We start from the raw sequence: 13,216 nt of genomic DNA, 5'->3' as shown, positions 1-13,216 counted from the left end.
CTGATGTTGGTTCTACGTTTTGACTACCTGATGAACCAAACGCTGCAAAACACATTGTAAGTATAATTTTTGATTTGATTTTCATTCTCTGACTTCTATTTTTACGCAAAGAGAGCTAACGCCGCGTTAAGGGGTGCCGGCACGCAATACATAAGCTTCTGCAATGCACCATAAACACTGAACCCAACGCATATTAAAAATGCCACGCGTGCCAAATCCCTCTTAAACGCTTTGTTATACGCATGAACGTTAAAGCCAAAATTCTACGACAAGCCCTACTTTGAAACCATGATTTTTATGTGCTTTGATGCACTCAAGTCAGGCTTAGACTTACAGCAACTTGCCACTGAAACCACTTGGAACAAACCACGCCGTAGAAAACGGACTGACAACACCAAAAAGCGCTTTTGAAAAGACAATTTCACAATGAGGACTTTCCACAAACTCACTGAAACCACGTGAACTCACCACACCAAAGAAAGTGCCCTTTCAGCGAGTAAAACAGCTTTTAGAAAGGCAAACTCACAGAGCTGAGTTTCAGCGAAAAACGCAGCCTGGACTGACCCTGAAAAATCAGCACCAAAGAAGAAAACCACCGATAAACGGTAGGCCAAAACTCAGCCACGGACCGGAGAAAACGAGAACTGAAACCGGGAAATCATGATGCCCAAACCCCAGGACACAACGCTGAAAATTGAGATTATTGACCTGAATTTTTAGGCTTTCTTCATATAGCGTATAACGCCTTGCTAAGGTGTGAGCAACGTAATGACCAAGCCTCTGCATTACACCTTAATCACATAAATCAATGCATAGTGAAAATGCCACGCGTTGCGAATCACTCTTAAGCAATTTGTTAGTAGCAACCTTAAGCGCGTGCACCTTGGTAACGCAAACCCAATGAGAAAGCCTGTTCATCTGTTATTACTTCCTTTTTCTTTAGCAAACCTATAATTGAATTAGGCTTTCTTGCTACATCCAGAGCAATCACGTCAATTGATGCGTTTGCATGGTATTGATTTATAACATACTCAACACTTTCATCTGTCCAAGGTAACCCATGATTTTTAGGTAAACCTTTTTCTACGTTCTCTCGCTGTTTTTCTTCAAGAGACCTTTTATGTTTTTTCTGAACAGGCTTATTGCGAAGTATGTAGAATAGTGCGCGAATTACGTCTGGATTATTATAAGGAGAGTCTTCTGGGAAACACTCTCCCGTATTAGGATCAATTCCATTCGCTAAAGCATCAATTATTGAATACGCTTTTTCTTGCTCCATATTTATATCCTCAAATGTAGAATACTACCGATTGCTACTAACGCCGCGTTAAGGGGTGCCGGCACGCAATACATAAGCCTCTGCAATGCACCGTAAACACTGGACTCAACGCATGTTGAAAATGCCACGCGTGCCAAATCCCTCTTGAACGCTTTGTTATACGCATGGACGTTAAAGCCAAAATTCTACGACAAGCCCTACTTTGAAACCATGATTTTTATGTGCTTTGATGCACTCAAGTCAGGCTAAGACTTACAGCAACTTGCCACTGAAACCACGTGGAACAAACCGCGCCGCAGAAAACGGACTGGCGATACCAAAAAGCGCTTTTGGAAAGACAATTTCACAATGAGGACTTTCCACAAACTCACTAAAACCACGTGAACTCACCACACCAGAAAAAGTGCCCTTTCAGCGAGTAAAACAGCTTTTAGAAAGGTAAATCCATAGAGCTGAGTTTCATCGACAGACTTCGCGTCAACTGACCTGGCACTATCAGCAGCAAAGAATAAAACCATCCCCAAACGACGGCCAGAATGTGAGCCTCGAACCGAAGAAAACGAGAATTGAAATGGGAAAAACTTCGACGCCCAAAAACCAAAACTCAGCGCTGAAAACCGAAATCTTTGCCCTGAATTTTTAGGCTTTCTTCATCTAGCGTATAACGCCGCATTAAGGTGTGAGCAACGCTACCACGAAACTTAACCATACCACCGTAAACACAAAACCCAACCTTGAACTGGAAATGCCGAGCGTTGGGAATCACTCTTAAATGCTTTGTTATAACCGTCTTTCCATACGTAAAAGACCCCAAACCTCACCGTCGAAAGAACGAGAGCCATTTTCATGCGCTGTAACGGTAAAACCAAGCGATTCATAGCAATTTCTCGCAACTATGTTTCGTTCAAATACAGCTAGTGATAGTAAGCTAGCGCTGTATTTATCTTTTGCTAGATCGACTAATTGACCAAGCATACGCTTTGAAATGCCCTTTCCACGAAAGCTGTCTGAAACAAATACGCGGCAAATCCTAAAGTGCGAATCTGAAACTTTGAATAGCTCAACATAGCCAGCGTTCTGACCTGAGACAACAAAGATAAACGGAAACACTTGCTCTTGGGAACAGTGTTTAGAAATTTGCACTGAATCCAATGGAAACTCAAAGTTTGGACCACCCCATTGATAATTCAATTTATCTGAGTCGATCCAACCGATAAGCAGGTCATGATCTTCCTTTTCAAATGCTCTAAGTTCCATTTTTCCCTCTAAGGTTATAACGCCTTGCTAAGGTGTGAGCAACGCCTTGACCAAGCCACCGCATTGCGCCGTAATCACTAAACCCAACGCAAGCCAAAAATGCCACGCGTTGCGAATCACTCTTAAGCAATTTGTTAGGTGAATAACTGGATTGCACATGGCTTATTTTTTTGCGATATAAGCAACACCATCTATTTGCACATGAAGACCTGATGACTCTCCACCTCTATGAGCAAAATCAGTAGAAATCGTTTTTCTCGCAGGATAGCCATTCTTAAAACGTTCTTTGATAACTTTCTCTACTAATGGAATATTCCATACATCCCTGAGCAAAACATCGATTTTCACTACACTATCTAACGTTAGATTTTCCATTTCAAGCTTTCTAGCCATATCATCAAAAGCTCCGTTTATTTGTTCTTCGACACTTTTCCCAACATTGCCAACACAATAACCAAGGAAAACATAATCTCCAGCTACAACGTAACCTGAGTGTGCCCATTCTTCATTTACATCACATCTCTTAATTTCGCTCATTCTATCCCCCCGATCTTGTTGAATTATCGCAATTCACCTAACGCCGCATTAAGTGGTGAGCGACGCTAAACACCGATGCCTCGACAAACCACTTAAAACACAAAAACTGAATTTACACTAAAAACACCAAGCGTTGCGAATCCGTCTTAAATGCTTTGTTATGCAAATTCAATAAGATAAACATAAAGTTACACCAAATTGAATTAAGAAAACAGTCGAAATATTGATTAAGTGAACCAAAAATCAACCATAGCCTGAGCCTTGATAAATAAGCCGCCAAAACAAAGTCCACCTTTCAGCAACAAACTAAGCTTTTGAATCAGGAAAACTCAACGAGCGAAACCTTCAGCAAAAGAAAAATGATCGATTAACTTGCCCTTTCCACACTTTGCGCCCGCAAAATTAACAACGCGCCAACGCTAAAACTGATTGAGGCAAGCAAAGAATCTTGCCTGTTTTACGGTCTGAGTTGACCACGAATTTGAAGCCGAAAATGCTCATTTGCCGACAACACAAAACAAATGGCCGGAGAAATCCAAAAAGATTAAAACCCTAAATTTACCTGAGTTGCATAACGCCCTGTTAAGGGGTGAGCAACGCAATACCGAAGTCACCGCACACCACCTTAATCACTTAAACCAACGCATAGTAAAAATGCCACGCGTTGCGAATCCCTCTTGAACAGTTTGTTATGTTTGTGCTTGCAGTATTGTGATTAAATCAACAATCAAAGTTAAAGCAAGTACACACAACATGTTGCGCTGTATTTTATTGGACTCTGCCGAATACTCGAAACCTTTTAACGTCAACTCCTCTTTAACGCTGGAGTTGATATTACGTTGCTTCTGCTCTTGTTCCTCAATCCAGTGTCGAACTAAATACCAATTTTTTGACTCTGGTCTGCCATGTTTGTGATTTAACCATTGAACTTTAACTTTCTCCAAACCGCGATTTTCTAGAGCTAAAAAGTAAGAATCATTGCTACTCATGCCACTCTCCTTATATTGGACACGACATTCTTATAGCAACAATCTAGAATCCGCTAAAGCTATTATTTCCACAAAAAACATAACGCCCTGTTAAGGTGTGAGCAACGCAATACCGATACCACCGCATACCACCTTAAGCATTAAACGCAACGCATAGTAAAAATGCCACGCGTTGCGAATCACTCTTAAACAGTTTGTTATACGCACGAACGTTTAAGCCAAGATTTTATGCCAAGCCCTACTTTGAAACCATGATTTTTATGTGCTTTGATGCACTTAAGTCAGGCTTAGACTTACAGCGACTTGCCACTGAAACCACGTGGAACAAACCGCGCCGCAGAAAACGGACCTGCAACACCAAAAAGCACTTTTGGAAAGACAATTTCACAATGAGGACTTTCAATAAACTCACTGAAACCACGTGAACTCACCACGCCAAAGAAAGCGCCCTTTCAGCGAGTAAATCGGCTTTTAGAAAGACAAACTCACTGAGCTGAGTTTCAACGACAAATTTCGCATCAACTGACCTGGCACTATCAGCAGCAAAGAATAAAACCATCCCCAAACGGCGGCCAGAATGTGAGCCTCGAACCGAAGAAAACGAGAATTGAAACGGGAAAATTTTGACGCCTAAAAACCAGAGTTCAACGCTGAAAACTGAGATTTTTGACCTGAACTTTTAGGCTTTCTTCATATAGCGTATAACGCCCTGCTAAGGGGTGAGCAACGCAATACCGAAGCCGCTGCAAACCACCTTAATCACTGAAATCAACGCATAGTAAAAATGCCACGCGTTGCGAATCCCTCTTGAGCAGTTTGTTAGGCATCTTTGCTCAATATTTGCACTGCAATTTCAGCAGCTTTTCGTGTGTAGTTACTACAATTAGAACGAAGGTTGTGAGAACGGAAATGAGCCATACCCTCTTCTGTTCCAATGTCACAACCTAAAAGCTTATGGCAGTCTTTTGCGCCGAATTCACTTTCAAACTTCTCGACCAATTCCTGCGTTGCTTCGTACGTGGCTGCGACAGTATCACTTTGTGATTCACGACCTAGAACTAAACTAATGCCCATAACAGCTCCTGATAAGGCACCACATGGTCCACAAGTTCTAGCCATACCACTACAAAATCCCGTCGCCATTTTTGAGGCTAATTGGTCATCCACCCCGTGATATTCAGCTATAGCAGAAACGACACTTTCAGCACACAAAAGCCCATTTTCGAAATGAACTTCAGCTAACCTACCAAATTTTATTGATTCTTCCATGACAACAACCTCCTTGATGCCTAACGCCCTGCTAAGGGGTGAACAACGCAATACCGAAGCCGCTGCATACCACCTTAATCACTAAAATCAACGCATAGTAAAAATGCCACGCGTTGTGAATCCCTCTTGAGCAGTTTGTTAGTTTGCAGACCCAAAGGGTTGATTTTACGTTATTTTAAACTTTGCAAACAACAAACTTTATGTACTTTGATGCACCCAAGTCAGGCTAAGACTTGCAGCGGCTTGCCACTGAAACCACTTGGAACAAACCGCGCCGCAGAAAACAGACCTGCAACACCAAAAAGCACTTTTGGAAAGACAATTTCACAATGAGGACTTTCCACAAACTCACTGAAACCACGTGAACTCACCACACCAGAGAAAGCGCCCTTTCAGCGAGTAAATCCGCTTTTAGAAAGGCAAATTCACAGAGCTAAATCTCAACGAAAAACGCAGCCTGGACTAACCCTGAAAAATCAGCACCCCAGAAGAAAACCACCGATAAACGGCAGGCCCAAACCGAACAAAGAACTGAAGAAAACTAGGATTGGAGCAGGTAAATCTCAGCGTCTCAAAACCAGAGCTCAAGGCTGAAAACTGAAATTTTTGACCTGAATTTTTAGGCTTTCTTCATATAGCGTATAACGCCCAATTAAGGGGTGAACAACGCTTACATCAAAACCTAAAGCATTGTGCCATAAACACTAAAACTGAAGTAGAAGCAAAAGTGCCAAGCGTTGTGAATCCCTCTTAAATTGCTTGTTATGTTTTACCACAAACGATTGAATTACTTGAGAAAGAACTGCTGTTTCAGACCAATTTTCCGAACCAAACCACAAGGTTTAAACCAACTTGACCGCCAAAGGCGACCAACCTGAAACAAGTAATTCCTCTTCCCTGCCCAATGAGGCAACCCGACCGAGTAACAACAAGCGCCCTTTCTTTCCAACCAAAGCGCAAGACAATGGCAAATTGCCGAGGCAACTGCCAAGCCGAAATGCTGATTGGTTAAGAATCCAAAAGCGACTTTGAGCCAGTCAAACAAGAAGCCGACCGCCACGACCTGACAATGAAGCAACCCACGAATATTGGCATGTTTTACGGCCTGAGCTATTCAAGAACTTAGGCCGACAATGCGGATTTGCTGAGTCTACTAGGGACGAATTGCTAAAGGGGCAAAGAACTAGAGCCTAAGAACTTTAAGCCTTTGAATTTCAAGTAAACATAACGCCCTGTTAAGGTGTGAGCAACGCAATACTAAAGCCGCCGCATACCATCTTAAACACTAAAAGCAACGCATAGTAAAAATGCCACGCGTTGCGAATCACTCTTAAACAGTTTGTTAGGCATATAGTTTCTTTTGATAAGCATTGACAGTTCTCAAACTTATTTTCATCGAATAAGATATAAACAAGTTGCTATAACCTAAATCAAATAATTTTTCCATTGTCGCTTTCCCTATTGGAGTGATTTGATTGTTACCCTTTCTGTTGTCAGGATGTATAGGCTTCAATAGGTGTATATGTTCTGATGCAAACCTATCTTGCTCAGCATTTAAACGCTCGATTTCTAATTTTCTTTCCTCATACAACTTATTTATTTTACCTGCCAATTTTTTCATTTCTTTTTTGTATAAATTTTCAGCATTCCTAAAAACATAACTATCAGTACTAATTGTGAGGAAATAATTACCATTCATATTTTCGACTAATCGTTCATATACTTTTTCAGCTTTTACTGCAGCACCATGATTATAAGAGAACTTTTGTGAAACAAATTTTGACACATCATCAGTGTTTAGATCAGAAAACAAATCTGCGAGTGAATGAGCTGAGTTATTTCTGAACTCAATCAGGTCTTCTATCAATATCCTATCACTTTGCTCTAGTACACCTTCGGAAACAAGAATATCCCATAGCTTCTGATATTTTTTCTTTGTTTTAGGGCTTATTCTTGGCTCTCCAAACTTACGTTGGTCATTAGACTGAATAGTCCTCATAGCGAAATTTTTTATTTCCTCGACATAGAAGACTACTAAAAGAACTTCATATGAACGATATTTCAAAATATTTGATTCTAGAGCTCGAAGCCTATCGCCAAATGGATTAAATCTCACCACCTTCTCCTTACAATATGCCTAACGCCCTGTTAAGGGGTGAGCAACGCAATACAAAAGTCGCCGCATACCGCCTTAAACACTAGAACTAACGCATAGTAAGAATGCCACGCGTTGCGAATCCCTCTTGAACAGTTTGTTATGTGAATTTTTACTCGTACGTCTTACCGTTGTGCTTTAACCAACCTTGCGGGTGTTTATTGTTTGGGTCATGGTGTGTCCAGTGCATAACACCACCTTTTTTATTCCATTCATATTCACCGTAAAACTGAACTCGATCGCCCACTTTTAGGTTTGGAATTCTGGGAGCCAAATCAATATTGTGAGCAACAAGTAAGGTCTGTTTACTGTCCAACTTTAAAATAAACTTTTGATGCCTACTTCCTTCGTTGTCATCACGTAGCAAGCGAATTACTGTGCCTGAGCCTTGAACTTGAACATCACTTTGATGATTATCATATGCTTGTTTTAACTGATGATCATTAGCTTGAGCACCAATCGAGGCTAGACAAAAGAGTGCTATAAATATAGCGATAAACTTCTTCATATAGTCAATTTCTCCAATTCACATAACGCCGCATTAAGTGGTGAACAACGCGACCACCCAACCTTAAACCTTGCCACATTCAGCACTGAAGATGACCTAGGCTGAAATCGCCAAGCGTTGAGAATCCGTCTTAAATGCTTTGTTATGTTTTAGCACAATTCGTTGATTTACTTGGCAAAGAACTGAGATGCAAAGCTAGATTTCTGAACTAAATCACAAGCTCAAACTCACTTGACCGCCAGATGCACTAAAGCAGAAACAAGTAAGTCCACTTCCCTGATAATGAGGCAACTCGAACAAGCCACAACAAGCGCCCTTTCTTAGCAACAACAGCGCAGAACAATGGTGATTTGCCGAGACAACTGCCAAGGTTATTGGCTGATTGGGAAATACGCTCAAAGCGGCTTTGAGCCAGAGAAACAAGACGACCAAACCACCCGAAAACTCGAATGAAGCAACCCGCGAACCTTGGCATGTTTTACGGGCTGAGAGATTTAAGAACTTAGCGACAATAGTGATTTGCTGAGTCTACTCCCAGCGAGTAGCTAAAGGGGCAAAGAACGACTCAAAGGCACTTAAGTCATTGAAATTCTATTAAAACATAACGCCGCATTAAGTGGTGAACAACGCGACCACCTAAGCCTAAACCTTGCCACATTTAACACTGAAGCTGACCTAAGCTGAAATTGCCAAGCGTTGAGAATCCGTCTTAAATGCTTTGTTATGTTTTAGCACAATTCGTTGATTTCCTTGGCAAAGAACTAAAGTGTAGACCTAGTTTTCTGAACCAAATCACAAGCTCGAACTCACTTGACCGCCAGATACGCAAAACCTGAAACGAGTAAGCCCACTTCCCTGCTAATGAGGCAACTCGATCAAGGCTCAACAAGCGCCCTTTCTTAGCAACAACAGCGCAGAACAATACCGATTTGCCGAGGCAACTGCCAAGGTTATTGGCTGATTGGGAAATACGCACAAAGCGACTTTGAGCCAGAGAAACAAGACGACCAAACCACCCGAAAAATCGAATGAAGCAACCCACGAACCTTGGCATGTTTTACGGGTGAAGTAATTCAAGAATTGGGGCAGACAATTGTGATTTGCTGAGTCTACTCCCAACGAATGGCTATAGGAGCAAAGAACGACTCAAAGGCATTTAAGCCATTGAAATTAAATTAAAACATAACGCCGCGTTAAGGGGTGCCGGCACGCAATACAAAAGCTACCGCATAGCGCCGTAAACACTGAACCCAACGCATACTAAAAATGCCACGCGTGCCAAATCCCTCTTGAACGCTTTGTTATACGCATGAACGTTTAAGCCAAGATTTTATGCCAAGCCCCACTTTGAAACCATGATTTATATGTACTTTGATGCACACACGTCAGGCTTAGACTTACCGCGACTTGTCACTGAAACCACTTGGAACTACCAGCGCCGTAGAAAACGGATTAGCAACACCAAAAAGTGCTTTTGGAAAGACAATTTAGCAATGAGATCTTTCCACAAAGTCACAGAAACCACGTGAACTCACCACACCAAAGAAAGCGCCCTTTCAGCAAGTAAATCGGCTTTTAGAAAGGCAAAATCGCAGAGCTGCATTTCAGCGACACATGTTGCCCAAATTGACCTGACATCGTCAGCACCGAAGAAGAAAACCATCACACAAACGGCAAGCCGATAGTGAGCCACGAACCGAAGGAAACTAGGATTGAAATGGGAAATTTTTGACGACCAAAAACCAGAACTCAACGCTGAAAATCGAGATTATTGGCCTGAAATTTTAGGCTTTCTTCATATAGCGTATAACGCCCAATTAAGGGGTGAACAACGCCTCCACCCAAACCTAAAACATTGTGCCATAAACACTAAAAATGAAGTAGAAGCAAAAGTGCCAAACGTTGTGAATCCCTCTTAAATTGCTTGTTATGTTTTACCACAAACACATGATTTACTTGAGAAAGAACTGCTATTTCTAACTAGTTTTCTGAAGCAAACCACAAGGCTGAAACCAACTTGACCGACAAAGGCGACCGACCTAAAACAAACAAATCCACTTCCCTGCCCAATGAGGCAACCCGACTAAGCCCCGACAAGTTCCCTTTCTTTCCAAACAAAGCGCAAAACAATGCTGAATTGCCGAGGCAACTGCCAAGCCAAAATGCCAATTGACTCAGAACCTAGATGCGACTTTGAGCCAGTTAAACCAGAAGCCTACCGCCACGACCTGACAATGAAGCAACCCACGAACATTGGCATGTTTTACGGGCTGAGAGATTCAAGAACTTAGACCGACAATGCGGATTTGCTGAGTCTACTAGAGACGAATTGCCAGAGGGACAAAGAACTAGAGGCCAAGACCTTTAAACCTTTGAATTTCAAGTAAACATAACGCCCAATTAAGGGGTGAACAACGCTTACATCAAAACCTAAAGCATTGTGCCATAAACACTAAAACTGAAGTAGAAGCAAAAGTGCCAAGCGTTGTGAATCCCTCTTAAATTGCTTGTTATGTTTTACCACAAACGATTGAATTACTTGAGAAAGAACTGCTGTTTCAGACCAATTTTCTGAACCAAACCATAAGGTTTAAACCAACTTGACCACCAAAGGCGACCAACCTGAAACAAGTAATTCCTCTTCCCTGCCCAATGAGGCAACCCGACCGAGTAACAACAAGCGCCCTTTCTTTCCAACCAAAGCGCAAGACAATGGCAAATTGCCGAGGCAACTGCCAAGCCGAAATGCTGATTGGTTAAGAATCCAAAAGCGACTTTGAGCCAGTTAAACAAGAAGCCGACCGCCACGACCTGACAATGAAGCAACCCACGAATATTGGCATGTTTTACGGCCTGAGCTATTCAAGAACTTAGGCCGACAATGCGGATTTGCTGAGTCTACTAGGGACGAATTGCTAAAGGGGCAAAGAACTAGAGCCTAAGAACTTTAAGCCTTTGAATTTCAAGTAAACATAACGCCCAATTAAGTAGTGAGCAACGCCACCACCTACCTAGACCATTGTGCCGTAAACACTGAAGCTGATTCAAACCTAAATTGCCGAGCGTTGCGAATCTGCTTAAATTGCTTGTTAGTTTTGAAGCTCGCAGCTCATGAGAGACTTAACCGCTGGGTCTGTCCAAAGAATCAAAGACTGTGTGTAGACCTTAACATGACTTCCTGTTTCAGTTTTTTCTATATCAGCTAAATGGACTAGTTCACCATCTAAGTACTGCATTACCTCATACCCTAACGATGATTCATGAAACGTCACCATTGGGCTATAAACTAAATAGTCTAAGTTTTCCCATTTTTCAGTAATACAACTAGCAACAGCAGGTGGGCTCATCGAGCTAGATGACTGAAACACCGGCTCTGAATGACGAAGTTTTTGTGGTGTTGTCGCACATGCTGACAGCAATAATGCCATACTCATCATTATCAAATATTTCATTTAACCTCCATAAAAACTAACGCCCAATTAAGTTGTGAGCAACGCTGCCAAAGCACTCAAACACTTCACCGTAATCACCAAACTAATTGAAACCGAAAGCGCCGAGCGTTGCGAATCAGCTTGAATTGTTTGTTAGGCAAATTTTCCTGCGCACTCACTAACTTGGTTTGAAAACAGAATACCTTAAACACGATAAGCAACCAATCACCCACTGACTTTTTGTGATTCAAGAACAACTGAAGCCGCTATGTTACAGCCGAGGTATCAACAACTGCGAAACGCAGACGTTCAGCGGTAAAGTAGCTTTTAAACTGAGAAACTAAAAGCTGCGAAATGACAGCAATAACGAAAGCTTCGGCTACCTTGCCCTTTCCACGCCTTGAGCCAGTTAAGCCCACCACCGACCGACACCAAAAATCAATGAGGCAACCCACGAAATTTGGCATGCTTTACGGTTGAAGAGATTCAAGGATTTGAGCCGACAATGCGGAATTGCCGACTAAAGAAAACGATGACCAAAGGGAACACGAAGATTAGAACAAAAGAACTTTCTGCCCTTTGCCTAACGCTTTCTATACGGCACTGTGCCAGGTTTCCGACCAAGCTACCGCCCTCTTTCATAACAAAAGCGACCTGTATATTATCACTCATGCTTATGAAACCCATAGAAAAATAGTATGAATATATGTGCTTAAGCGAGCAATTAGAAGGCTGTCTGCATGTTAATTTGGACAAATGCCTTTACAGTAGTGGCACTGTATAAATTTACATATCACTTATCCAATGAAAAGTCAGTTCTTACTCAGCTTAAAAGATCATATGATGTCCCGACATTATGCGAAGAAAACCATTCAAACTTATCTATTTTGGATAAAGCGTTTTATCGTTTTTCATCACCTCGCTCATCCATCAAAACTGAATGAATCTGACGTAGAAGCCTTTCTTACCCATCTTGCTGTTAATGAAAATGTCTCCGTCAAAACTCAGGCACTGGCACTAAACTCCATTTCTTTTTTATACAAAGAGTTTTTACAAACGCCGCTTTCTCTGGATATGCGTTTTCAAAAGTCACTCACCGAAAAGAAACTCCCCGTCGTATTGACTCGTGAAGAAGTACGTCGGTTCATCCAGCATATTGATCCCAAATATACGCTGCAAGTTCAATTGTTATATGGCTCTGGATTAAGGGTGATGGAGTGTCTGAGGCTAAGAGTTCAAGATATCGATTACGATTACGGCGCTGTTCGCATTTGGCAAGGAAAAGGAGGTAAGAACCGCACCGTCACTCTGGCCCACGAGCTGCACGAGCCGCTTAAAGCTCAAGTAGCAGTTGCCCGGCGCTACTATGAAAAGGATCGCCATATGCCCGGCTACATTGGCGTGCATATTCCCAGCGGGTTACCTAAAAAATACCCAAATGCTGAGCTGGACTTTAACTGGCATTTTCTGTTCCCATCCACAGCGCTCTCCAGAGATCCTGACAGTGATTTACTGCGCCGTCATCACCTTAATGAATCTGCGATTCAGCGGGCAGTCAAACGGGCTGCCAGAGACGCCTTGATTGAAAAGAATGTAACCTGCCATACGCTACGACATAGTTTTGCCACCCACTTGCTGGAATCCGGTGCCGATATTCGCACCGTTCAGGAGCAGTTAGGCCATTCCGATGTCAAAACTACCCAAATCTATACCCATGTGATCCAGAGAGGTGCCGGAGGGGTTTTAAGCCCACTCTCCAACCTCTGATGCAATAAAAAACCACCCTGGCAA

General features: G+C 42.2%; 10 protein-coding genes. 2 read left to right on the top strand and 8 right to left on the bottom strand.

The genetic code is table 11. The annotated features are described in order from the left end of the window. Positions 1-868 precede the first annotated feature (868 nt). From P2G85_RS11755 to P2G85_RS11695, 7 genes are all read right to left on the bottom strand, one after another. Positions 869-1,279, bottom strand: a complete 411-nt coding sequence (locus tag P2G85_RS11755) for a hypothetical protein (protein WP_275864265.1) — start codon at positions 1,277-1,279, stop codon at positions 869-871. Between the two features lie 780 nt (positions 1,280-2,059). Then, the gene (locus tag P2G85_RS11750; RefSeq protein WP_275864264.1) at positions 2,060-2,536 is read right to left on the bottom strand and encodes a GNAT family N-acetyltransferase; all 477 of its coding nucleotides are present in this window, start codon (positions 2,534-2,536) and stop codon (positions 2,060-2,062) included. A 162-nt stretch (positions 2,537-2,698) separates the two neighbouring features. Beyond that, the gene (locus P2G85_RS11740; protein ID WP_275864263.1) at positions 2,699-3,073 is read right to left on the bottom strand and encodes a RidA family protein; all 375 of its coding nucleotides are present in this window, start codon (positions 3,071-3,073) and stop codon (positions 2,699-2,701) included. Between the two features lie 689 nt (positions 3,074-3,762). Then, complete coding sequence (locus P2G85_RS11735; RefSeq protein ID WP_275864262.1) at positions 3,763-4,062, bottom strand: hypothetical protein; 300 nt, start codon at positions 4,060-4,062, stop codon at positions 3,763-3,765. A gap of 819 nt (positions 4,063-4,881) precedes the next feature. After that, positions 4,882-5,331 carry a C-GCAxxG-C-C family protein gene (locus P2G85_RS11720; RefSeq protein ID WP_275864260.1) on the bottom strand — a complete coding sequence of 150 codons (450 nt, stop codon included), beginning with the start codon at positions 5,329-5,331 and terminating at the stop codon, positions 4,882-4,884. A gap of 1,342 nt (positions 5,332-6,673) precedes the next feature. Continuing rightward, positions 6,674-7,447, bottom strand: a complete 774-nt coding sequence (locus P2G85_RS11705) for a hypothetical protein (RefSeq protein WP_275864258.1) — start codon at positions 7,445-7,447, stop codon at positions 6,674-6,676. Positions 7,448-7,598: 151 nt separating this feature from the next. Next, a complete protein-coding gene (locus P2G85_RS11695) occupies positions 7,599-7,994 on the bottom strand; it encodes a DUF3465 domain-containing protein (RefSeq protein WP_275864257.1) in 396 nt (131 codons plus the stop codon). A 1,712-nt stretch (positions 7,995-9,706) separates the two neighbouring features. Between P2G85_RS11695 and P2G85_RS11690 the strand changes: the two genes are divergently transcribed. Further along, entirely contained in the window at positions 9,707-9,913 is a 207-nt protein-coding gene (locus P2G85_RS11690; RefSeq protein WP_275864256.1) for a hypothetical protein, read from the top strand. Positions 9,914-11,083: 1,170 nt separating this feature from the next. On the opposite strand, the gene P2G85_RS11685 is transcribed toward P2G85_RS11690, so the two are convergent. Further along, the gene (locus P2G85_RS11685) at positions 11,084-11,446 is read right to left on the bottom strand and encodes a hypothetical protein (protein ID WP_275864255.1); all 363 of its coding nucleotides are present in this window, start codon (positions 11,444-11,446) and stop codon (positions 11,084-11,086) included. A gap of 783 nt (positions 11,447-12,229) precedes the next feature. On the opposite strand from P2G85_RS11685, the gene P2G85_RS11680 reads away from it, so the two are divergent. After that, a complete protein-coding gene (locus tag P2G85_RS11680) occupies positions 12,230-13,192 on the top strand; it encodes an integron integrase (protein WP_275864254.1) in 963 nt (320 codons plus the stop codon). Positions 13,193-13,216: the final 24 nt, after the last annotated feature.

This window comes from Vibrio sp. CAU 1672 (assembly GCF_029223195.1).
GTDB lineage: Bacteria > Pseudomonadota > Gammaproteobacteria > Enterobacterales > Vibrionaceae > Vibrio.
This window is presented reverse-complemented; position numbering and strand designations above follow the sequence as displayed.

Excerpts from the sequence above, each read along its gene's own strand:
- P2G85_RS11755 (WP_275864265.1), bottom strand. The coding sequence starts at position 1,279 with ATGGAGCAAGAAAAAGCGTATTCAATAATTGATGCTTTAGCGAATGGA.
- P2G85_RS11750 (WP_275864264.1), bottom strand. The coding sequence starts at position 2,536 with ATGGAACTTAGAGCATTTGAAAAGGAAGATCATGACCTGCTTATCGGT.
- P2G85_RS11740 (WP_275864263.1), bottom strand. The coding sequence starts at position 3,073 with ATGAGCGAAATTAAGAGATGTGATGTAAATGAAGAATGGGCACACTCA.
- P2G85_RS11735 (WP_275864262.1), bottom strand. The coding sequence starts at position 4,062 with ATGAGTAGCAATGATTCTTACTTTTTAGCTCTAGAAAATCGCGGTTTG.
- P2G85_RS11720 (WP_275864260.1), bottom strand. The coding sequence starts at position 5,331 with ATGGAAGAATCAATAAAATTTGGTAGGTTAGCTGAAGTTCATTTCGAA.
- P2G85_RS11695 (WP_275864257.1), bottom strand. The coding sequence starts at position 7,994 with ATGAAGAAGTTTATCGCTATATTTATAGCACTCTTTTGTCTAGCCTCG.
- P2G85_RS11685 (WP_275864255.1), bottom strand. The coding sequence starts at position 11,446 with ATGAAATATTTGATAATGATGAGTATGGCATTATTGCTGTCAGCATGT.
- P2G85_RS11680 (WP_275864254.1), top strand. The coding sequence starts at position 12,230 with ATGAAAAGTCAGTTCTTACTCAGCTTAAAAGATCATATGATGTCCCGA.